The following is a 25,341-nucleotide window of genomic DNA, read 5'->3' on the forward strand; positions in this document are numbered from 1 at the left end:
ATACTTAAAATCTTTAATTGGTAAGTTATTAAATTTTTTAATGCGAAAACAGTTTGTTTATGAATAAAAAAGCCCTGTTCGCATAAACAGGGCTCCTTGTATGTTTTGTGATTTATTTTTTTACTCTTTCTACATACGATCTGTCACGAGTGTCAACTTTAATCCAGTCACCAGTATTTACAAATAAAGGAACCATAATAGTTGCTCCTGTATCGATAGTTGCTGGTTTTAATGAATTTGTTGAAGAAGTATCCCCTCTGATGCCTGGCTCTGTATAAGTAATTTCGAACTCAATATGCATTGGAAGGTCAACTAATAACGGAGTTTCTGTGTCAGCGTGATATACAACTTCACAATTTAAACCGTCTTTTAATAAGTCGTAGTTTTCAATTAATTTTTCTTCAATAGGTACTTGTTCATAAGTTTCATTGTTCATGAATATGTAACCCATATCATCCTTGTATAAATATTGATAAGATCTACGTTCTACACGTTGTTCATCAATTTTATGTCCTGCTGAAAAGGTGTTATCAATTACTTTTCCAGTTGAGATACTCTTAAGTTTAGTTCTCACAAAAGCAGGTCCTTTCCCAGGTTTCACATGCTGAAACTGCACAACTGCATATAAATCATTTTTGAAAGATATGCACATCCCGTTTCTAATATCAGCTGTTGTTGCCATAGTATTTGTAAAAGTATTTAAAAATTATCTTTATGTAAATTAAAGTTTTGCAAAAATAATCAAATACTTTAAATAGCTCGTTTATAAGGAGTAATTAATGTTGATAAAGGTCTGTTTTTTGGTTTTTTTTAATGTCTGATGCAGCTAAAAGAGTTGTTAAGTCCCTTAAATTCTATTAAATCACAAACGAAAGAACCAACTTTTAAATTAATTTTTACTTTTATGGGAATTCTGTTTTTATCTCTCGATATCCAGATTTTCATGTCTTCTTCCGTTTTAAAAGCTCTTCCAACTTCAGTTACCGGATGAAATAAATAGCATTCCATTTTGCCATATTCGGTAGAAATAGTTTCTGTTCTGATATATTTGATACGAAGAGGGAATATTTCATCACTAAAGTAAGTTGTATAAAATAAAACATCACCTTTTTTCAGGTTGTCGTTGAAATCATATTTTCTGGCATAGTAAAAAGCAGACAAAATATCCTGTATATTATAAGGCACTTTAACTTCGCCGGATTTTTTACTGTCAATAGTAATAGAGTCTTCCAATAAACTATCATAGTCGTATATAACTTCATTATAGTATTTATAACTTCCTTCGTTAATGTCTCTGATAGACTTTACTGGTTGATCTGTTTTCTTATCAATAAAACTAATATACCTGTCTCTTATCTTATACAGTGCATCAACAATGCCAGTGGCCTTAGCGCTCAGTTCTACATAATTGCAGGATGTGTTATTAAAACTTGTGTCCTTAACAGAAAAGGTTACATAACCACCTGTAATAAAACTGTATCGAATACTGTATTTTAAGTGTTCACCAGATTTATAAGCATCTGAATTCTTAATTGGTGCTCTTTGCGAAAAAGTGAAAAAGGGTATCGCACACAAAATAGTTATGAGAAAAAGTTCCTTATAGTTAGTCATATAGTTTCGGCATTAAATTGTTGTAGAAAAATAACAATTATTGAGCCATTAATATAATAATTTATATATAGAGTTGTAAAAGATAAGGATCAACTGATTGGTTATTATGATTAACCAATAAATGAAAGTTGAAAAGTTTATCTGCAGAGTGTTTGTGGTTGTTGTTTAGGCTATCCTATATTATCGAAGTATTTGAACAAATTAGAATAATATTTTAAACTTTTGTTGTGTACTTAGTACAAATTATGATAATATTAATTATTTTTGAGAGACTTAAACATTTTACCAAATTATTACACATCTATAATACTGATGAAAGAAACCCTGAACGCTGCATTTACCATTTTAAATATAATACCAACCACACTACTTATTTTAATATTAATTTATTGGATTACAGTTATTATTGGAATCTTTAATGTTGATTCTTTTGATATTGATGCAGATGCAGATTTGGATGCAGATGTAGATATTAATGCCGGAGATAGTTTAATTTGGCTTAACTCAGCATTATCCTTTTTTAATTTAGGCAAAATTCCGTTAATGATAATATTAAGTTTTTTTATTATCGTAATGTGGATGATTTCGTTGCTTGCCAATTATTACTTAAACAATACATCGGTTATACTGTCGCTCGTTTATTTAATACCAAACATCTTTGTTAGTGCGTTTGTAACTAAATTCCTTACCACTCCTTTAGTAAGTCTTTTTGCAAAAGCAGAAAATGTAATCCAAAGTAATAAAAGCCTTACAGGAAAAATTTGTACTGTAACACTGGGGGCCACTCATGATAAAATGGGGCAGGCAGTTATTAATGATAATGGATCTACTTATGTAATTAATATTATAGCAACGGAAGAGAAATATATTTTAAGCAAAGGGGATTCGTGCCTTGTGATAGATTATATATCTGATAAAAAACTTTATCTAATTGAACCTTATAAAGACTAAAAGATTATGCTAGAAGGAGTACTTCAGACGGGCGTTATTATTGGAGCCGTCGTATTGATAGGAATCATCATTTTGGTGATTAAAACTTATAGAAAAGCAACGCAGGGACAAGCGTTAGTCCGAACCGGACAGGGAGGAACCAAAGTTTCATTTGACGGATTATTTGTCATCCCGGTTCTGCATCAAATGGAAGTAATGGATATTACACTTAAAACAGTGGTTATATCTCGTCAGGGAAAAGAAGGATTAATATGTAAAGATAATTTACGAGCTGATATTAAAGTTAACTTCTTCGTGCGAGTAAATAAAACATCTGAAGATGTAATTCAGGTAGCTCAGGCAATTGGCTGTAAACGTGCTTCTGATATTGAAAGTTTAGTCGATTTATTTGATGCCAAATTTTCGGAGGCATTAAAAACAGTAGGTAAACAATTTGATTTTGTAGAGCTTTATAATTCTCGGGAAAAATTTAAATTAGAAATTCTAAGAACTATCGGTACCGACTTAAACGGTTATGTTTTGGATGACTGTGCAATTGACTTTTTGGAGCAAACACCAATAGAGCAATTATCACCAGATAATATTTTGGATGTTGAGGGTATCAAAAAAATTACTAAAATAACTTCTGAACAACAGATCCTTTCAAATCAAATACGCAGGGACAAAGAAAAAACGGTTACCAAACAGGATGTTGAAGCCAGAGAAACTGTGCTGCAGTTAGAAAAGCAACTGGCTGAAACAGAAGAAAAACAAAAACGTGAAATTGAGAATATTAAAGCTCGGGAACAAGCTGATATTGCTAAAGTAAGAGAGGAACAACGTCGTATCAGTGAAAATGCACGTATTGCAGCAGAGGAAGAAATTCAGATTGCAGAAGAAAATAAACAACGTCAGGTAATTGTAGCTCAGAAAAATAAAGAAAGAACTGAAGCTATCGAATCTGAAGCTGTACTGAAAGATCAACAATTGGAAGCCAATGAAAGAGAGAAAATTGTTAGTCTTGCTAAAATTGAAAAAGACAAAGCTCTTGAAGCTGAGCAAAAAATAATGCAGGAAGTGATTAAAGAACGAGTTGAAGTTCAGAAATCAGTAGTGATTGCAGAAGAGAAAATAAAAGATACACAGGCTCAGGCAGAAGCAGAACGTAATAAGCTTGTTGCTATCAAAGATGCTGAGAAAGAAGCGGAAACTAAATTAGTAACAGAAATCAAGAGTGCAGAAGCGAACAGAAAGGCTGCTGAATTCAGAACCGAACAACGTATTCTTGAAGCTAAGGCAGCACAGGAAGCTGCAGACAAGGAAGCATCCGCCACAAAAATACTTGCCGAAGCCAAAGCTGCTGAAGCTGCAGCATTAGGTATCTCGGAAGCACAGGTTATTGAAGCCAAAGCTGCTGCTAAGGAGAAAGAAGGAGATGTTGATGCAAGAATCATCTTATCCTCTTCTAAAGCAGAAGCAGAAGCCATTAAAGCCAAAGGAATGGCAGAAGCTGAAATAATTGAAGCCAGAGCAACAGCTACTGAAAAAGAAGGCATGACACAAAACAGAGTGAACAGTGAAAAATTCTCTGTGGAAGCCAAAGGTATTGAGGAAAAAGCTGCTGCCATGAAAAAACTCGATGGTGTAGGTAAAGAGCACGAAGAATTCAAATTAAGATTAAACAAAGACAAAGAAATAGAGTTAGCAAAAATCAATATTCAGAAAGATATTGCTGCTGCACAGGCTAAGGTTATTAGTGAAGCACTAAAAGCTGCCAATATTGAAATTGTAGGTGGAGAAACAATGTTCTTCGAGCAAATTATGGGAGCGATTTCAAATGGTAAAAGTATTGACAAGGTGGTTAATAACAGCACTGTACTTAAACAAGTAAAAGATACTTTCTTTTCAACTGAGGATGGAACTTCATTTAAAGATAATATTAGAAGATTTATTGATCAGTTTGGAGTAAATTCAGAAGATATTAAGAATATGACACTTTCGAATCTGTTATATAAATTAGGTAATGCTGCAGATTCAGAGGGAGATAAAAAATCTATTTTTAATATGTTGGATATTGCCAAGTCTTTAGGTCTTTCCAATAAATCTGCGTCTGAAATAGGAATTGATCCTTTTTAATAAAATGTCAAAATAAAATTTAACTATTAAGTTGTGGTTAAAAATCCAAATCCATAATTACCAAGGTATGTTATGGTTTGGATTTTTTACACGATATGTATTTAGGGTGCTGTTTTATTAGCTCTTAATTTATGGATAGCATACTTTATCAGGTGTATTAAGAAACAGATCTCAGATTGAAAATAATAGGTTGTTGGGCATATTCATATGTGCAGAAACTATATTATCTAACCATAACAAGTCATAAATTTTATTAGTTGTCTTTTTTAATTATCCACTATTTGTTTTACATCAGGTAATTAATTTACCATCTTCATATAAATCTGATTATCATGGCCAATCCTGAAGAATTAATCGACAAAGAACAGGCTGTAGCTGAACCTCAACTTGAACAAGGTACTTATGAGATTATTCGTAATCGCTTAAATCAATATGGTAAAGATCTGCAACAAAAGTTAGACTGGCTTAATTCAGAACGAAAAAATGCTTTTGGTTCCATTGAATCAGCTTTGCTTGGAAATGAGCGTATTTCTACGATGCATAATTGCATACCTGCAGATATGATTACCATAGGAGATTCCTTCATTTTTGGCTATAATGTTGTAATTGGATTAAAGACAGAAATTGAAGTCTCTGATGTATTCAGTGTTTATCATTATGACTCAGATAAACATGTTTTTAAAGAAAATTCATTGGATATTATTCTTTCTGATGAATTTATTAAAGATTTTAAAAACTTATACAAATATTACAAAGAGGCAAAATTTAAAGTTTTTGCTAAAATTGGAACATCTTTATTTATGGTGTTTCAAACCGGAAAAGGGAAATATGATATCAAAACCCTTAAGTTCGCGATTAACGAAAATGAGCTTAAATATGTTGATAACCGAAGCGAACATGAATTAATATTTCCCGATCAACATGAATTTAAATGGACCCGGACTACACGGGATCAGCATGTTAAAGGAAAATATTCCCATATCTCCATTGAAGATCAAATTTTTGTTGAGACTACAGATGGAGATTTAACAATCAAAGTAGAGAATAATACAGATACCGGTTTTGGTATTTACGCAGAGGAAGTAGCTAATAAAACACAAACACTTGACGATGGTGAGTTTTACTACGCTATTATTGATAATCTGATAGTATTAAAAATAAAACCATATCAGGAAGAGCAATTCCGCTATATCATTTTCAATAAGAAAATGCAGGAGGCAGTTCGCGTGGATGCCATTGAAAATTCATGCGTTTTATTGCCCGATAATCAGGGATTGATTTTTGCAAACGGATATTACCTTCAGACAGGAGAAATGAAGTTATTCGATAATGAATTGGCAGATATGCAATTTATTCATCGTATTACTTCACCCAATGGAGAGGATTATCTTTACGTTTTCTATAATACACAGGATGGTGTATATGTTTTATTATCCTATAATATTATTTCTCAGCAAGTCAACACTCCAATAATTTGTCATGGTTATTCGCTATTTAAAAATGGTGAGCTTTGTTACTTTAAAACCGATGGCACACCCCAGAAGCACCATGTTTTACAAATATGGAAAACGCCTTATCTCGATGTAGACTTTCATTCAGAATTGGAAGCCAATCAGGATTCTTATCTGCACAAAATAGGAAATAAAGATATAGTTAGAGGAATGTCGGAATGTAATGAGGTTTTAAAACTCATTCAAAAAGAAGACAGCTATGCAAATTTATATTTCGACATTAAAAAAATTGCCGGAGATGTTTTAGACGCTTATTATTGGATAAATAGTGAAGAAACAGGAAAGCTGAATGAAGCCTTACAAAAGATAAAAGAAACGGCCAACAATGCTATTGAAGAATACGACAAAGTTGTTGCCATCAAAAAAAATAGTCAGCAGGAGGTTGAAAGAGTTTTTAAATTGAACGAAGAGCTGACTCAAAAAATTAAAGGGTCTAATTTCTCCAGCATTATTGACTTTGTTCAAATATTAGCGGATGTCAGATCGATTCAGGGGGAAACAATTTCTTTAAAAGAACTTCGATATGTTGATTTAAATAGAATAGAAGAAACAGAAAACAGCTTAATTCAATACAACGAGGATATCTCTAAAAAATGCGTTCAGTTTTTATTAAAAAAGGAGGCGCTGGAACCTTATCAAAACAAGGTAAACGAATTAAAAGATAAGATTCAGGATGCTAAAAAGGTTGTTGAAATTAATAATACTGAAGAAGAGTTAACAAACTCATCACAAGAGCTCGAAATGCTTATAGAGATTGTCAGTAACCTGAAGATTGATGATGCAACAGAAACAACACGCATCATCGAAAGTATATCCAGTCTTTATTCCAGTTTAAACCAGGTAAATGCTTCACTAAAACGCAAAAGAAAAGAACTGCTTAGTCAGGAAGGTGTTGCAGAATTTAATGCTCAGATCAAATTAATCAGCCAGGGACTAACCAATTATATTGATTTGGCAGATTCTCCTGAAAAATGTGTGGAGTTTCAGACCAAGCTGATGGTTCAGATTGAAGAGTTAGAAGGGAAATTTTCTGAGTTTGATGAGTTTATTGATAAGATAACTACCAAAAGAGAAGAAATTTACAACTCATTTGAATCCAAGAAAATCAGTCTGGTTGAAGCCCGTAATAAAAGAGCGAATACTTTATTACAATCAGCAGACAGGATATTAAAAGCGATTCAAAACCGAATATCAAAATTCAAGGAAGTAAGCGAAATTAATGGTTATTACGCTTCGGATCTGATGATTGAAAAGCTACGAAATATTGTTAAAGAGTTGGTTGAGTTGGATGATTCTGTTAAAGCTGACACGATACAAAGTCAGCTTAAAAGCATGAAAGAGGAGGCCATCAGACAGCTCAAGGATAAAACAGAACTTTTTGTTGATGGAACTAATATTATAAAGTTTGGAGTACATCAATTTTCAGTTAATACACAACCTTGCGAGTTAACCACTGTATTTAAAGATGAAGAACTTTATTTTCACCTGACAGGAACGAATTTTTACGAAAAAGTAAACCATACAGAACTTAGTAATTACAAAGATTTATGGAATCAAAGCATTCCTTCTGAAAATAATGATGTATACCGCTCTGAGTTCCTGGCTTGTAAGGTGTTTAATAATTCATTATTGGGTTTAAACGGAAAACTTAATTCTTTGTCAGAAGATGATACCCTGGAGCATATCAGGGAATTTATGGGGCAACGATATAATGAAGGATATGTAAAGGGAGTTCATGATCTGGATGCCGGTATTATTGTTAAGGAATTAATTGAATTAAATAAATCGGCAGGTCTCTTAAAATACTCTACTAACGCAAGGGCATGCGCATGCTTGTTTTGGAATAAATTTACACATCCCGATTTAAAGGATTATTATTATAAGCAGCTAAAAGGTGTAGGCGCGTTAATTAAACTATTTCCCGACTCTCAGGAATTTGCTGATATTATTGATGAATTAAAATCAAAAATTGAAGCTTTTCTTACTGAAACAAAGTTGTTCGACTTGATTCTTGCGGAAGAGGCTGCTACCTATCTGTTTCATGAGGTAATACATGATGATTCTTTTATCATAGACAATGAAGCTGCTGCATTTTATAGAGATTTTACAGATTATCTTAGACTAAATTCAGCTACAGACATATTTAATCAATCGATTCAGGAATTAAAGGAAGTGCCTGCTTCTCAATTTAGATTAATCATAAAATGGTTAAAAGCTTATATGTCTGCAGACAATAAGTTGCAATACAGTCAATATGTCAATGAAGTATCTGTACTTTTACTTCTTGGTAATTACGACAAAAAAAATATTGTTAAAGCGCAATTAACAAAGCAACTTTCCGGCTTTCAAGGAAACCATTCAATTATAAAAGAGGGAACTTATCAATTTGATTACAACCAATTTATATCTCGTCTCAAGAAATTTGAAATCAATATCTATAGTCGATATAATTTGTATGTTAATCTTAAGAAAGGACTTATTGATGATTTTGAAGATTCGCTACGTTTAAATGAGTTTAAGCCCAGAGTGCTGTCTTCATTTGTGCGTAACAAATTAATAGATAAGGTTTACTTACCAATTATTGGAGATAACCTGGCTAAGCAGATGGGTACCGCCGGAGAAAACAAACGAACTGATTTGATGGGTATGTTACTGTTAATTTCTCCTCCGGGTTATGGTAAAACAACTTTAATGGAATACCTGGCTAGTCGTTTGGGAATTATCTTTATGAAAATAAACGGACCGGCAATTGGTCACTCTGTTACTTCACTCGATCCTGCCGAAGCTGGTAATGCCAGTGCTCGTGAAGAATTAAATAAACTAAACCTATCCTTTGAAATGGGGGATAATGTGATGATTTATCTTGATGATATTCAGCATTGTAATCCTGAGTTTTTGCAGAAGTTTATATCATTGTGTGATGCTCAGCGAAAAATCGAAGGTGTATATAAAGGAAAAAGTAAAACCTACGATTTCAGAGGAAGAAAAGTATGTGTTGTTATGGCAGGAAACCCATATACAGAAAGTGGTGATAAGTTCCAGATTCCTGATATGCTTGCCAACAGAGCAGATATTTATAATCTGGGAGATATTCTTGGTGACACTTCTGATATATTTAATATGAGTTATATTGAAAACTCACTTACTTCAAACCAGGTATTAAATCAGCTGGCCAGTAAAAGTCATAACGATATTTATCCGATTCTTAAATTGGCCGAAACAGGAAATAAGGACGGCCTGGAGTTTGAAGCAAATCATACACCTGCACAGATTAGTGATTATGTCAATATCATTAAAAAGCTGATTAAGGTTAGAAATGTGATCTCTGAAGTAAATCAACAATATATTGCCTCTGCAGCACAAGCTGAAGAATACAGAACCGAGCCACCATTTAAATTACAGGGTTCCTATCGTAATATGAATAAAATAGCAGAGAAAGTTGTGGCCATCATGAATGATGAAGAACTGGATTCTTTGATTCTCTCACATTACGAAGGTGAATCGCAGACTTTAACTTCCGGCGCTGAAGCAAATATGTTAAAGTTCAAAGAGATTTTCAATAAACTCACAGGTCAAGAGCTTCAACGATGGAATGACATTAAAGCTACCTTCTGTAAAAATCTGAAATTAAAAGCAGGAGGAAATAATCAAATGTCGCAGGTAGTTGAAAGTATGGGATCTATCAATGAGAGTATTAACAATGTGTCTCAAACCCTAAAGAAATGTATTTGGAACGAGCAATAAATATTTTAGCATGACAACAATAAATAATTACTACAATTCAGAAAAAGCACAATTAGCCGTATTGGTAAAAATGGCAAAAGCCGACAATGAGGTAAAAGGATCTGAAGATATGTTCCTTAGACTTATGGCCAGAAAGTTAAATCTTTCAATGAGTGAATTTGAAGATATATACAATGATGCGGATAAATATGATTTTATTCCTCCGGTAAATCAGGAAGAAAAATATGTCATGTTTTATATTTTAATTCAAATGATGAAAGTTGATTTGTCGGTAGATGTAGAGGAAATTGAGTTTTGCAAAGAGGTTGGGATAAAGTTGGGTATTGCTGAAAATAAGATTGAAGAAATCATTAAACTCTCCATTATAAAAAATAAAGAAGTAGTAGAATATGATGAAATCAAGGCAATGCTGGAAATTTGAAATTTTCAGATATGAAAGGTGAGGTTTGTTGTGTCAGCCTGAATTCTCTTATATAAACAGAACTCAGGCTGTATTAAATTTATGCTTGTAGTAGATTACAGCACCTTATTCTTTGGTGTGGTAGCCACAAAATCCTTTAAGTAGAAAGGTTCAAAATAGGCAACGTCTTCAAACTGCTTATCCTGAAATTTTTGATAGGCTGTTTTTACCATGTTTGCTGCTAAAGGTGCTTTGTTTTCAATAAATATGGCATTCTCACCTTTTATTACATCCTGGCATTTTGCAGCACCATCTCCTAAAAAGATAATTGGGTGTTGTTGTAATGCTTCGGCAAAGCTGTTTTCGTCAATGATTTCGGCACTAATTTCTTTTACTTTCTCAAGTTTGGCATTATACAATGTGGTGTATACTTCCATTCTGCGTGCATCAATCATCGGGCAGATTAAGGTATCTTCCTTAAGGTTTTCGTTGTCGATAGCAGCGTAGGCCAATGCTTCAAGTGAAGTTATTGCAATCAATGGCTTGTTTAGTGCATAACAAATTCCTTTTGCAACCGACACACCAATTCGTAATCCAGTGTATGATCCCGGACCACTACTAACAGCTACAGCATCAATGTCGCTAATTTGATAATCTTTTATATCATTAAATAAATCCTGAATAAACACAGTTAGGTGAGTGGCATGAGAATTTGCTTCAAAAAGTTCTTTTTTGATAATGATATTGTCATTCTCAGAGAGACAAACAGAACAAACTTTGGTTGATGTTTCAATTGAAAGTATTAATGCCATTGTATACAGTTTATTAAAATGCAAAAATAGTTTTTTTCAATTTATTTTACCATTGCTATTAAAAAAAGAAAAAGGGGCACCTTTTCAGGTAAACCCCTTTTCTCTAACCTAAACCTAACTATATGAAAAAACCAACACTAACCTCCTGCGTAAAGCAACTATTTAATCTTTAATAGTTTGCCCTGAACGACTCCTTTGTTTGAGGTTAACTTGTAAAATAATAATCTATCGTTAATATCATCTCCTTGATATGTAAATGTATACTCAATATTGGCCAAAAAGGTTCCGGAAAATATTGATTTTATTTTCTCTCCGTATGTATTATAAATGGCTAACTCACCATCGGCAGTTTCTTTACTAACTATGGTAAAGTTTATATTGTCTTTGAATGGATTAGGGAAAGCTTTAATTTCAATACCCTGATCCGAATTTCCATCAGAAAACAGATTAATTAACTGCATAGAATAACCGTTTGCTGCTTTGTAAGCCACTTGTAAGTATTCAGGTAAGATTCCAGAGTTAAAGCATGCTTCAAATTCAATTTTAAAATGATCAGCTCCACTTTGTCCAAAATTGCTAATGTTGTCAATTTTTAATCCATACAAACCTGTGGTAGGGTCTGTAAAATTCTTTTCAGTAGGATAACCTTCAGAATTTGAAACAGGATTAATTGTTGCGTTTTCTAGTCCGATAGTAAAGTGAGATAATTCATGGTCACATGTTCCATCTGTATAAACCCACATCTCAAAGGCATAGCAACCATCATTGTCTGTGGATGTGATAGAAGTTATTTTACTATAGAAACAGTCTGTAAAATTACTCTCATCCGGTGTGTCTGTTTCATCGTTATCTGAATGATCATTTCCATCTGAGCTATCATCGGTATCACCAGTGTTATCATTAGCTATACTACACGATAATGAGATTGAATCTGTTGCATAACAACCTTCAGCATCCATTACTGTGTAAATTAACTTTGCCGACCCTGTTCCAACAAACAAGGATATGCTATCAATAGATGATTCCTCAATATACCATGAATTTGATTCGTCTATGATTTCCCAGGTATAGGTATCCGAACCTTTCCAGTTTGCATATATATTTAAAGCACCACTTTCGCAATTAATAGCTGCAGTTGGAGGAATAATTGATGCTTCAACAATATTTGCTTGCTGAATAGTAAAGCTGGTTGAGCTATAACATCCATTGGCATCAATCACTTCAACCTGATATGCTCCAGGAGATAAATCATCTCTTGTTTTCGAAGTTGCACCGTCTGACCAGTTAAATTGATATGGCTCACTTCCTCCGGATACGATAACTTCTGCAGCTCCTGTAGAAGCACCTCCACATGCCGGCTGAGATATATCCGCATTTACATCAAGCGTAGTTTCAGATGTTGAAATAACAATAATTTCAGTTGTTTCACATCCAAGAGCATCCTTCATTGTAATTTCATACTCACCATCTGCATTTACATTAAAAGTTGAAGAGATCTCATTATCGTTAAAGTAATATTGATAAGGATCTAAACCTCCTGATCCCGATAAATTTATTTCGATATCATCATCGGAATTACAGTTTCTTGGAGAAATAGAATAATTGATATTTAAAGCTTGTCTGTCAGCTAAATTTACAGATCGAGAAACTTCACAACCATTTGCATCGGTAACAGTTACCCGATATCGGCCTGCTGCAATATCTGATAAAGTAGCAGTAGTATCTCCGGTATCCCATTGGTAGGTATAAGGAGCTGTTCCATAATATACGTTTTTCACAGATATTTCTCCATCGGCTCCGCCATTACAGGTAGGGTTTACCACAGATGTTGATAGTGATAAGGACGAAATTCCAATGTAGGTTGATTGAGTAACAGAACATCCCATGGCATCAGTTACAGTTAAGCTGTAGGAACCTGAATTTACGCCTGAAATATTTGCTGTTGTACTGTTATTTGACCATATATATTCATAAGGTTCTGTTCCTCCTGAGATATGGCTGGTAATTTCACCTTCACCTTCTTGATGACATTGTAAATAATTAGGTGTTAGTGTAAGATCAAGATTGCTGTCTTCGGTAACTACAAATGAGGCAGACATAGCACAACCTAAAGCATCAAAAACTCTTAGTAAATAGGTTCCTGCATATAAATCAGCTATGTCTTCAGTTGTTTTATTACCCGTCCAAACATAAGAATATGGAGGTGTTCCTCCTGTAACAGAAACATCAATAGCGCCATTGTTATTGTTGCAGGATGCTGCAGTTACAATTCCTTCAATTGTAATTGGAGATTCGGGTTGTGTCAGCACTTCTTCCAAAACTATTGTTTCGCCTTCGCTATCAGAAATCGTTACCTGGTATTCCCCAATACGCAAGCCTGTAATATTCTGTAGTGTGCTTCCATTGCTCCAATTAAAGCTATAAGGAGGAGTTCCTCCATTCACTTCAGTGTAAATTGCCCCATTATTACCACCGTAGCATGAAACATCATCTTTGGTAAGTGAAGCCGTTAATGTGTTTTTATTTTCTATATCCTGATATGAAATACAAGTTCCTGCTTTGTAACCAATAGTTAATTTATCGGTAATTTCTTTTAAACATGCTTCGTCGTTTGAGCATACTGTGTATTCAATAATAAACGATCCTGCAGTTTTATCTTCTCCAAAATTTGAAATATTGTCAATTTTAAAACCTGATAAGCCTGTTGTAGGATCTTTAGTTGGGTTTTCAATATCCCATCCCTCCGAATTGTAAACATCACTAATGTTTCCACAAGGAACTGCAATTGTGATGTGTGATAGGGCAGAGGAACAAGAATCACCAGCGGAAACTTCCAGTTTAACAGAAATGCAGTTGTCAGTTATTTCCTGATTTAGTATTTCTGTATGGAAACAATTCACACAGTCCTGACCTTTAAGTGTGTTATTGTCGGACTGTGCAAATGTGTTCGTTGAGAATGAAAAGGTAAATAGCAATCCTAAAAGTAGGGGTATGCCATTTGCTTTTACTTTTTTAAGTAAGCGTCTATTTGGCTTAAGCATGTTGTGTTGTGTTTGTGTTGTTGAGTTTTAATACGCTTGCTCAAAAAAAATGTTACTTTAATCAGGTATATTTTAATGTTCGTCGAAAATGTTCAGAATTATACTGTAGTTGCATTGATTTAATCAGGAGCTTTTTTGATTATGATAATTTGTTACTTTTGTTATTCTGTATGACATAAATAGCAAATACATGAGCGAAAAAGATTTGCCGACTGAGAAAAAAAAATTTCTATTAGATAAAAGATATCTGCGAATGGCCTACATCTGGGCAGAGAATTCATATTGCAAGCGACGTCAAGTTGGGGCGTTAATAGTAAAAGAAAAGATGATTATTAGTGATGGATACAATGGAACGCCATCCGGATTTGAGAATAATTGTGAAGATGAGAACAATATTACCAAGCCTTATGTTCTACATGCAGAAGCTAATGCAATAACAAAAGTAGCACGTTCAAACAATAGCTCAGAAGGAGCTACACTTTATGTTACTTCATCTCCGTGTATTGAATGTGCCAAATTAATTGTTCAGGCTGGTATTGGTCGCGTTGTTTTTAGTGAAAAATATCGCGTTGAAGACGGTATAAACCTATTGAAACGAGCCGGTATTGAAATTATCCACATTGAACTGGATGAATAATATAAAAATGAAAATACAATATAAATGAGTTATAATAATAGTAAAAAACAGATTTTACAACCGCTTATTTTTTCCATCATATTAATTGCCGGAATTTATATTGGATATGCGGTTTTACCCGGAAAAATCGGGAATAATAAATCGCTGGTGATTTATCCGCAGACAAACAAAATAGATGCAATTCTGAATTTAATAAATGAAGAATATGTTGATACGGTGGATACTAAAAAAATGCAGGAAGAGATGATTCCGGAATTATTAAAAAAACTGGATCCTCATACTGTTTATATACCTGCCAAGGATTTGCAAAATGTAAATGAAGAACTATCAAGTAATTTTGGTGGTATTGGGGTACAATTTAGTATTCAAAAAGATACCGTAATGGTTGTAGCTGTTGTTTCCGGAGGCCCTTCTGAAAAAGTAGGTGTGTTACCCGGAGATAGAATTGTAAGTGTAAATGACAGTGTTATTGCCGGTAATGGAATTCAAAATTCTGTAGTGCTTAAATTACTTAGAGGTGAAATGGGTACTAACGTGAATATTGGAGTGATCAGACGTAATTTGAAAGAACCTTTAAAGTTTGATATTACAAGAGGTAAAATTCCAATTGAAAGTGTAGATGTTTCATATATGATTAATGATGAGATAGGCTACATTAAAGTGAGTCGTTTTGCTATGAATACCTATGCTGAATTTTTAACTGCATTGGCAAAACTAAAAGCTCAGAGCTGTAAGAAGCTTATTGTTGACTTCAGAGGAAATTCAGGAGGCTATTTAGATGTTGCTATCAATCTGTGTAATGAATTTTTACACGATAAGGATATGATTGTATACACGGAAGGAAAAGCAAATCCTCGTCAGGAAGTACATGCAAACGGAAAAGGAACTTGTCAGGATACGGAAGTGGCTGTGTTAATTGATGAATTTTCAGCTTCAGCCAGTGAAATATTTGCGGGAGCTATTCAGGATAATGACAGAGGTATTATTATGGGACGTCGTTCATTTGGAAAAGGATTGGTGCAAAATCAAATTCCATTACCTGATGGATCAGCTTTAAGATTAACCATTGCCAGATATTATACTCCAGCAGGAAGATGTATTCAGAAACCTTATGATAATGGTATCGAAGAATATTATAAAGATATAGTAGAGCGCTATCAGCATGGAGAATTCTTCAATCAGGATAGTATTGATGTAAATGACTCATTACAATATCAAACTAAAAAAGGAAGAGTTGTATATGGAGGAGGAGGTATTATGCCGGATATTTTTGTTCCTCGCGATACTACTGATTTAACTACCTACTATTATAAAGTGAGAGAGGGAGGTTTGATTTATAGATTTGCATTAGAATATACAGATAACAACAGAGCGAAAATTGAAGGATTTAAAACCGTTGGAGAAATTAAATCTTATCTTGAAAAGAATCCGGTGTTGGATCAGTTTATTAAATTTGCAACTAAGGAAGGTGTGAAAATGAATCGTAAAGAGTTCAATATTTCAAAAAATATTATCGATGTTGAATTGAAAGCCTATATTGCCCGAAATATTATGGATAATGAAGGATTTTACCCAATTATTGGAGAAATAGATGAACTACTGGATGTTGCCGTAAATAAACTTTCAGAGTAAAAAGTACAGTTACAATTATATATTTAAGCCCTGTTCTTTTTAGTTCAGGGCTTATTTTTTTTGATTATTTAATAATGTTAAATGTTGGGTGTCAGAATGGCGCATTTGAAATTGTGGCACAAAAACTGTAACTATGCATAAGTAATTACAACGATTATAATAAGATTACAAGAATATGATTATTGGTTTATTAAGAACATTTCTTTTTTTAATTATCATTTATTATTTATTTCGATTTATTGGTAGGTTAGTATTGCCAACTTTATTGTCGAAATACGTTAATAAAATGACGAATCCAAATTTTCAAAAGCAACAATATTCGGAAGGAGTAAGGAATGATGAGGGGAAGGTTACAATTAAACAAACTGCACCGCATAAAAAAATGACTTCTTCTGATCTTGGAGAATATGTGGATTATGAAGAAGTAAAAGGTTAGATTTTATTTACTTCCATAATAAGATAAAAGACAAAAAGCAGCGACTCAATTAAGAATCGCTGCTTTTTTTGTTGATGATGCAAATTGATTGGGTAAAATTAAACCAAGATATGTTTTAGCGTGTCAATGTAAAATTGATATCTAATCCATATTAAGGATTTAATTATATTTTAAAGTATCTGATCACTTCGTTTAATTTATCAGCTAATGATGAAAGCTCTTGAGCACTTTCTGTAAACATGTTTGCAGTAACAGAGTTTTGTTGCGTTACTTCATTTAATTCTTGTATTGCATTGTTTACTTGTTGAGCTCCACTTTGTTGTTCTATACTTGATGCGGAGATTTCGCTGACTAATTGAGCTGTTTCTTCAATATCCGGAATAATGCTCTCGATTTGTTTTCCTGATTCTTCCGAAACAACAACACCATTTTTAGTTAATTCAATAATTTCTTTAGCAGCAATCTGTGAGCGTTCAGCTAATTTTTTTACTTCACTGGCAACAACAGAAAAGCCTTTACCTTGCTCTCCGGCTCTCGCAGCTTCAACTGCAGCATTTAGTGCAAGAATATTGGTTTGTTGAGCGATCTCATCAATAATTACAATTTTTTCGGCAATGTTGGCCATCGACTCCTCTGTAATTTTAATGGACTCATAACCTTTTTTCATTTTATCAGAAGCTCTTCGTGCTATGTTTTCTGTTTCTTTAGCATTGTCGGTATTCTGATGTATGGTAGCTACCATTTCTTCCATAGAAGAGCTGATTTCTTCAGATGATGCTGCCTGGTTTGAGGCTCCTTCATTAAGTTTTAATGCCGATGATTTTAAAGAATTGCTGGAAGCATTGATTTGATCAGAGCTCGATTTTATATTTTCAACAATACCTTTAATATTTTGGGTCATGCCTTTTAATGAGGTAATAATATCACCTATTTCATCTTTTCTGGAAAAATTTATTTTTGCAGTCAGGTTTCCTTCCGAAATTAATTTGGTATATCTGGCACTTTCAGTTAAAGGTTTCACCATGCCATTGGCAAAATAATAAATGATGAGGCAAAATAGTAGCAATCCAATTGTTCCGATAATAACACTTCGGTAGAGAACTTTATTTACACCTTTCAATACAACACTTTGCGGAACTTTAATTCCAATTGTCCATTTTTTTTGTGAATCTTTTACCTCAATACTGGCTAATGACATATACCAATCCTGTCCGTCATGGTTGTATTCAAAATAAGATTGTTCGTTATCTAAGGCATCCTGAATTTTTTGATTCATTTCAATGGAGTCCAAATCGCAATTGCCATAAATGGATTGTCCAATTAAATCTTTACGTGTGTGTCCAACAATACTTTTGTTATCCGATAACAAAAATGAAATGGCTTCGTCAAAAGGCTGAATGTCTGAAACGATTTGTTCCATATTATCCAATCTGATATCAACACCAACAATACCTTTAAAATCGCCATCTTTTTGAATAGGAACAACAATGGAAGTCATTAATATTCCAGCCAGTTCTTTTGTAACCACATCGTAATAAGGATCCCATATATCAGATTTATTTTCATCACGAGCTATATAATATAAACTGTTCAGATCATCGTTATTCATATCAACAGTTGTGAGTGACTGATCGATCTGTCCGTTTAAACGAAAAAATACATTTCTGATTCTTCCATTTTTAAAAGAATAGTTTGGATCAAGTGCATTGAGCTCCCAGATTTGCCATGTAGATAAAAAGCTTGGGTTGTTTTTTAACCAGCTAAGCAACATGGTATTATAAAACGAATCTTTAGGTTTTTCTTTTAAATCAAGATATTCTTCATAGGTATGAGCAAGTACCACAGCTCCCTCGTGCACTGTATTTAGCTCCCCCTGGATTAGGTTTCTTGATTCTAATACTTTTGCATTAATTATTTCTTCTGAAGTGTTTATTGCATCACTTCTCATGTTAAACGTAATGTATCCCAGTACAATAGCAAAAATAACACTGGATGACACCAATACATTAACCAGTAACCTGCCTTTTAAGCGGAAATTAAATCGACCCATACAAAAAACTTTAGACAACTATAAATAGTGATAAAGTGTCCCCTAATCCAATACCACAATCAAATTTAAAATCATTAATAAAATGTACTATAATGAAGGGAAAAGGTTTTGTTTTTAATATTTTTTAAGTGTGCCCCTTATAAATCACAGTTGAGGTTGAATAAATAGTTAAATAATTAACGGTACCCCTGTTTGTAATTATGAAAGTAGAGGTCAAAAGTATATTTTTTTGTTGTTTGTAGATATTGAATTTTGTCATGTTTTTTGAGTTTATTAGAATATTTAACATTATGAGTTGAATTATTTAATTGCTTTTATGAGTCAGATATAAAAGTAATTAGTAGTTTAGGGAGGAATATTTATCGATTAATCTGTTTAACTAACGAAATGCATACAAAAAACATTTTTATCCTAACTCTTATTTGGAGCTTATTTTTAATCACTTCGTGTAACAATACGCCCAAAGTTTCTCAAAAATTAGCCGAAGTTAAATACAATCCCAAGGTAGCCGCTTTTACTTCAGGAATGGTTTCAAATCAGGCCGAGATCATGGTCCGGTTTTCTGATAACGTTGCTTCTGCAGAGGCCGGGAATACTGCATCCTCAAGTATTGTAAAAATTTCACCAGCGGTAAAAGGTGAATTTTACTGGCTGGATAAGCAATCTTTGGTTTTTAAACCCAGTGAAAAACTAAAACAGGCAACGGTTTATAAAGTTAAGGTTGATCTGGCCCAGGTATTTACTGATGCAAAAGATGATTTTGAGTTTTCCTTTCAAACCATTAATCAGAATTTTAGAGTTGAACTTGGGGATGTAATGCCTTATGATAATGCAAATCTTACGGATAATAAACTATCCGGAACACTTATTCTTTCAGATTTTGCAGATACAACTCAGGTTTATAAAATATTAGCTGCAACTCAGGATAATGAAAATCTTGAGGTGGAATGGTTAAGCGGAGATAAACAAAATCATTACGATTTTGTATTGCATCATATAAGAAGAAAAGATGCTCAGGGTACTATAAAAATTGAATTAAATGGAAAGTCAATTGGTGTAGATAAGGAAGATACCCAAAAAGTAAACATTCCTGGAATTGATGATTTTAATTTGATTGATGCCAAAGAGGTCTTTTTACCAAGTCAGGCTATTGAAATTACTTTTACAGATCCTTTAAACAGCAGTCAGAATTTAGATGGACTTATTTCCTGGGATTCTCCCGTAGGGTTTTCAACTTCAATAGATAATAATGTAATTAAAGTAACGCCTCACCATTCCATTACAGGAAGCGTTAAATTAATGGTTAGTGAAGGAATTGAAAATGTGTTGGGTGTAAAAACTGATGACAATGAGAATTTTGTGTTGACATTTACGAGTTTAAAACCACAGGTTGAGTTTATTGGAGAGGGAACAATTTTACCGGAATCAGAAGGTTTAAATATCCCGTTTAAGGCAGTTAGTTTAAAAGAGGTTCAGGTACATGTTATTAAAATATTTGAAAATAATGTAGCTTCTTTTCTTCAGGTTAATAAACTTGATGGCGAGTATCAGTTAAAAAGAGCGGGACGATTAGTGCTGAAAAAGACCATTCCATTAAATGCTGACAGGACTATTAATTTAAATAAGTGGAATACATTTTCGTTAAAGCTGGATGATTTAATTAAAGTGGACAGAGGAGCGCTTTACCGTATCGAAATTCAGTTCTCCAGACGAAATGCCATTTATCCTTGTGCAGGAGAAGATAATGATGAGGATGAAGATTTAGTAACCGATCCGGATGAAATAACAGATCGGGACATGGCCTATTACGATAGTCCGGAAGAAGATTATAGTTATTGGGACAATGATTATTACTATTACAGTTACCGCGATAGAGACAATCCATGTAAAAAGGCCTATTATCGTAGTAGCCGTTTTGCACAAAGAAATGTTCTGGCTTCAAATTTAGGAATCATCGCTAAAAAAGGAAGCGACAAAGAAATGGTAGTTGCTGTAACTGATTTAAGAACTACAGACCCCGTTGCAAACGTAGATGTTGAAATCTATAATTATCAAAATCAACTGATCTCATCTTCTAAAAGTAATGGTGAAGGACTGGTAAAATTAGATGTGACTAAAAAGCCCTATTTACTTATCGCTAAATTCGAAAATCAAAGAGGTTACCTGCGATTGGACGAAGGCTCTTCTTTGTCTTTAAGTCGGTTCGATGTGTCCGGACAAACTATAAGTAAAGGATTGAAAGGATATATTTACGGAGAAAGAGGTGTTTGGCGCCCCGGTGATACACTGTTTGTATCTTTTATTTTAGAAGACAGAGCACATTTGTTACCGGAAAAACATCCGGTTGTTTTTGAATTAAGCAATCCTCACGGGCAGTTGGTTAAAAGAGTGGCCAGCACATCGGGTGTTAATAATGTATACTTATTTAAGGTTGCTACCAACGAAGATGCTCCTACAGGTAATTGGATGGCTCGTTTTTTAGTTGGTGGTACTTCATTTACAAAATCATTGCGAATTGAAACGGTTAAACCCAACCGGTTAAAGATAAAAATGGACTTTGGAACAGATAAGCTATCTGTTTTACAGCCTTATGTTAAAGCAAAAATGGAAGTAAAGTGGCTTCATGGAGCTGTAGCTAAAAATCTGAAGGCAAATGTAACAGCCACCTTAACTTCAATTCCTACAAAATTTCCTAAGTACAGTGAATATAGTTTTGATGACCCCACATGTAAATTCTCCAGTGAAGAAGTAACACTTTACGAGGGAAAAACCGATTCTGAGGGAGTGGCCATGGTTCAGGGAAATATGGAAGTGAGCGATCAGGCTCCCGGAATGTTGAAAGCTTCTTTTAGAACCAGAGTTTTTGAAGAAAGTGGTGATTATAGTATCGATCGTTTTTCAATTCCTTACAGTCCTTATAAATCCTATGTGGGCGTTCGAATACCAGTGGGAGATAAAAGAGGAATGTTGGTTACGGATAAGGCGCATAAAATTGATGTGGTTTCTGTGGATGCAGATGGCAATCCTGTTTCAAAAAGTAATCTGGAATATATCATTTATAAAGTAAACTGGCGCTGGTGGTGGGAATCAGGCGAAGATAATCTGGCCAGATATATTTCATCTTCTTCGCAGCAGATTATAGATAGAGGTAGTTTTAGTACAAAAGATGGAATAGGAAGTTTCGATCTTAAAATAAAATATCCGGATTGGGGAAGATATCTGGTTCGTGTATTTGATACAACAAGTGGTCATGTTTGTGGTAAAACAGTTTATGTTGACTGGCCTGGTTATGCTGCAAAACCTGTTGGGGATAATCCAGAAGCTGCATCTATGTTAACCTTATCAACAGAAAAAGATAAGTATAATGTTGGAGAAACTGCTCAGGTTAATTTTGCTTCATCAGAAGGAGGTAGAGCTCTGGTAACCATTGAAAATGGTACTAAGGTGATTAAAGAATATTGGGCAAAAACAGAAAAGGAATACACTTCATTCCAGTTTGAGATTACCAAGGAAATGACTCCGAATATTTTTGTTCATGTTACCTTGCTTCAGCCTCATGCACAAACAGCTAATAACTTGCCGATCCGAATGTATGGAGTAACGCCATTGTTGGTTGAAGATGCAGAAACTCATTTGAAACTGGTGATTGATATGCCAGATACTTTGGTTCCGGAGCAAACAGTGAAGATAAAAGTCAGTGAAGAAAATGATAGGCCAATGACCTATACCTTAGCTGTTGTTGAAGAGGGATTGTTGGATTTAACCCGCTTTAAAACACCGCAGCCATGGGATCATTTTTATGCCAGGGAAGCGTTGGGTGTTAGAACATGGGATATTTACAATCAGGTAATAGGTGCTTATGGCGGACAAATTGAAAGAGTGTTTAGTATTGGTGGTGATGGCGAACTAAACAATAAACAAAAAGATCCAAGTGCAAATCGCTTTAAGCCGGTTGTAAAAGTATTTGGTCCATTTACTTTAGGTAAAGGCGATTCCAGAACTCATGAATTTAAGATGCCACAGTATATTGGCTCGGTTCGAACAATGGTGGTAGCCCGAAACGAAAGGATGTATGGTAATACAGAAAAAGCTACTCCTGTTAAAAAGCCATTGATGGTTTTGGCAACGCTTCCAAGGGTATTAGGTCCCGGAGAAACAGTAAAACTACCGGTAACTGTTTTTGCAATGAGTGACAACATTAAAAATGTAGAGTTGTCTCTTGAAACAAATGATCTGATAAAAGTTGAAGGAAGTAATAAACAAAAAATAACCTTTAACCAGGCAGGAGATCAGGTAGTACCTTTTACTATTAACATCCCTCAAAAATTAGGAGTTGGAAAAGTAAAAGTAATTGCTAAATCAGGTTCAGAGAGTGCAGAAGATGTCATTGAGATACAGGTTCGAAATCCTAATCCGGAAAGAATAACATCAATTAGTAAAGTTGTACAAGCCGGACAAACAGAGAAGATTCCATATGAATTGTTTGGAATGGAAGGAACCAATAAATCAGTTGTAGAAGTTTCGTCTATACCTCCAGTTGATTTTGGTCGCAGATTAAAATATTTATTGCGATACCCTCATGGGTGTGTTGAGCAAACAACAAGTTCTGTTTTTCCACAACTCTATTTAGAAAATGTGATGGAGGTAAGTGATGAAACAAAACAAACCATTGAAAAAAATATTAAAGCAGGTATTAGTCGCTTGTCAACTTTTATAACCAGTGATGGAGGCTTTAGTTACTGGCCGGGAAATTCAGAGGCAAATGACTGGGGAAGTTCGTATGCTGGTCACTTTTTATTAGAAGCGGAGAAGAAAGGATATAGTTTGCCGTTAAACTTTAAAACAAAATGGGTTCAATACCAAAAAAGGATGTCAAGCACATGGACACCTGATAATTTTGGACATTACAAAGATTTAAATCAGGCCTATAGATTATACACTCTGGCACTTGCCGGAAAACCAGATAAGAGTGCCATGAACAGGATGAGGCATATTAACACTTTATCCACTCAGGCCAGATGGAGATTAGCCGCTGCTTATGCGCTTATAGGACAAAAGGAAGTGGCTGCAGAAATGGTTGAAACCACAAGTGTTCAGATCACAGAAAAACAAAAGTATTATTCGTATGGCTCTGTTACACGAGATCAGGCCATGATACTTGAAACCTTATCATTATTGGGCGACCTTGATAAAGCGGCTCCGTTAATGAAAGAAGTTGCTGACAAATTAAGTAGTCAAAGTTGGTTGAGTACGCAAACAACAGCTTATTCGTTGATTGCCTTAAGTCAATTGGCTCAAAATTCAGGTAGTTCAAAACTAACTTGTGTTATTAATGGAACTAAGATTACTTCTGATAAACCAATACACCAATTTGAGTTGCCGGAAAGTAAGCGTACAACAGGTGAAGTTGAAATTAAAAATAATGCAGAGGGTATTCTGTTTGCCCGGTTGATTTTAGAAGGAACACCTTTTAAAGGAGATACTGTGAATGAAAGTTCAAATTTAAAAATGAGCGTAAAGTATACTCTTTTAAATGGTACTCCGGTTGATGTGTCTAAAATTCAACAAGGAACAGACTTTATGGCCATTGTTACAGTAAGTCACCCGGGACAATTGTCATCATATTCAGATATGGCATTAACTCAGATTTTTCCTTCAGGTTGGGAGATCAGAAATACAAGGATGGAAGATGTGAACTCGCCTTATGAAGTTGATGCTCCTGATTATAGAGATATTCGCGACGACAGGGTATATTCTTATTTTGATTTAGCAAGAGGAAAGAGTAAAACATTTATTATTTTGCTTAATGCTACTTATCAAGGAAAATATTACTTGCCATCTGTATCATGTGAGGCCATGTATAATAATGAAATTACAGCACGAAGAGCTGGCAAATGGGTTGAGGTAATTAGTGAGGAATAAGTATGTATTTCAAGGCTGAAAGTTAGGGATCTTGGGCTATTCGTATTTTGTTATAATAACACCACAAAGGACGCAAGACTCAAAGATTTCAAGTCAGGTTCAAGATTACATTTTGAATCTTAATCATAAATAAAAAAAGAGACAACAGAATGGTTAGTAAACCATTCTGTGTCTTAACATCTCCGTGGTAAAAACAAACAGTTGTGTTTTACAACAAACCTCTCCTTACGTTCAGCGAAGCGTCTCGCTTCGTTGTTTTATTCAGGCCTCTGGCCTTTATCAATTTCTATTGTAACTTATGATAATACTCTAATCCAGAGTATAATCTTTAAAGTAAACTCTACTTTCATAATAAAAATAAGGTTGCTATTTGACCTATGAAATATATCTGCATGATTTTTGCTAAGGCCAGAGGCCTTTTCTTATACGACATAGCGAGACGCTATGCCGAACTTATAGTTTGTACAAGGATTTATAAT

At 34.2% G+C, this 25,341-nt stretch carries 13 protein-coding genes; 8 read left to right on the forward strand and 5 right to left on the reverse strand.

Annotated features, from left to right (window positions below):
* Positions 1–112: 112 nt before the first annotated feature.
* Positions 113–682 carry an elongation factor P gene (gene efp / locus OM075_RS18310; RefSeq protein ID WP_301191991.1) on the reverse strand — a complete coding sequence of 190 codons (570 nt, stop codon included), beginning with the start codon at positions 680–682 and terminating at the stop codon, positions 113–115.
* 128 nt (positions 683–810) lie between these two features.
* Positions 811–1,611 carry a DUF3108 domain-containing protein gene (locus OM075_RS18315; RefSeq protein ID WP_301191992.1) on the reverse strand — a complete coding sequence of 267 codons (801 nt, stop codon included), beginning with the start codon at positions 1,609–1,611 and terminating at the stop codon, positions 811–813.
* 312 nt (positions 1,612–1,923) lie between these two features.
* On the opposite strand from OM075_RS18315, the gene OM075_RS18320 reads away from it, so the two are divergent.
* The 4 genes from OM075_RS18320 (at position 1,924) to OM075_RS18335 (ending at position 10,353) form a co-directional block, all read left to right on the forward strand.
* Positions 1,924–2,562, forward strand: coding sequence for an OB-fold-containig protein (locus OM075_RS18320; RefSeq protein WP_301191993.1), 639 nt, complete (start codon positions 1,924–1,926; stop codon positions 2,560–2,562).
* Between the two features lie 6 nt (positions 2,563–2,568).
* Entirely contained in the window at positions 2,569–4,677 is a 2,109-nt protein-coding gene (locus OM075_RS18325) for a flotillin family protein (protein ID WP_301191994.1), read from the forward strand.
* 332 nt (positions 4,678–5,009) lie between these two features.
* Entirely contained in the window at positions 5,010–9,932 is a 4,923-nt protein-coding gene (locus tag OM075_RS18330; protein ID WP_301191995.1) for a DNA repair ATPase, read from the forward strand.
* A gap of 10 nt (positions 9,933–9,942) precedes the next feature.
* A complete protein-coding gene (locus OM075_RS18335) occupies positions 9,943–10,353 on the forward strand; it encodes a tellurite resistance TerB family protein (protein WP_301191996.1) in 411 nt (136 codons plus the stop codon).
* A 95-nt stretch (positions 10,354–10,448) separates the two neighbouring features.
* On the opposite strand, the gene tsaB is transcribed toward OM075_RS18335, so the two are convergent.
* Positions 10,449–11,144: a tRNA (adenosine(37)-N6)-threonylcarbamoyltransferase complex dimerization subunit type 1 TsaB gene (gene tsaB / locus OM075_RS18340; protein WP_301191997.1), complete on the reverse strand. Its 696-nt coding sequence runs from the start codon at positions 11,142–11,144 to the stop codon at positions 10,449–10,451.
* A gap of 158 nt (positions 11,145–11,302) precedes the next feature.
* On the reverse strand, positions 11,303–14,185 hold the full coding sequence (locus OM075_RS18345) for a SprB repeat-containing protein (protein ID WP_301191998.1): 2,883 nt from the start codon (positions 14,183–14,185) through the stop codon (positions 11,303–11,305).
* 190 nt (positions 14,186–14,375) lie between these two features.
* Here OM075_RS18345 and OM075_RS18350 point away from each other — a divergent pair, with 190 nt between their 5' ends.
* The 3 genes from OM075_RS18350 (at position 14,376) to OM075_RS26115 (ending at position 16,890) form a co-directional block, all read left to right on the forward strand.
* Complete coding sequence (locus OM075_RS18350) at positions 14,376–14,822, forward strand: deoxycytidylate deaminase (protein WP_301191999.1); 447 nt, start codon at positions 14,376–14,378, stop codon at positions 14,820–14,822.
* A 24-nt stretch (positions 14,823–14,846) separates the two neighbouring features.
* Complete coding sequence (locus OM075_RS18355; RefSeq protein WP_301192000.1) at positions 14,847–16,454, forward strand: S41 family peptidase; 1,608 nt, start codon at positions 14,847–14,849, stop codon at positions 16,452–16,454.
* A gap of 175 nt (positions 16,455–16,629) precedes the next feature.
* Positions 16,630–16,890, forward strand: coding sequence for a DUF4834 family protein (locus OM075_RS26115; RefSeq protein ID WP_363321639.1), 261 nt, complete (start codon positions 16,630–16,632; stop codon positions 16,888–16,890).
* Between the two features lie 163 nt (positions 16,891–17,053).
* Here the strand turns inward: OM075_RS26115 and OM075_RS18365 are convergent, their stop codons facing one another.
* Positions 17,054–18,940: a methyl-accepting chemotaxis protein gene (locus OM075_RS18365; RefSeq protein WP_301192002.1), complete on the reverse strand. Its 1,887-nt coding sequence runs from the start codon at positions 18,938–18,940 to the stop codon at positions 17,054–17,056.
* 387 nt (positions 18,941–19,327) lie between these two features.
* Between OM075_RS18365 and OM075_RS18370 the strand changes: the two genes are divergently transcribed.
* On the forward strand, positions 19,328–24,862 hold the full coding sequence (locus tag OM075_RS18370) for an alpha-2-macroglobulin (RefSeq protein ID WP_301192003.1): 5,535 nt from the start codon (positions 19,328–19,330) through the stop codon (positions 24,860–24,862).
* Positions 24,863–25,341: the final 479 nt, after the last annotated feature.

Source organism: Plebeiibacterium sediminum (assembly GCF_026013605.1).
GTDB classification, from domain to species: domain Bacteria; phylum Bacteroidota; class Bacteroidia; order Bacteroidales; family Marinilabiliaceae; genus Saccharicrinis; species Saccharicrinis sediminus.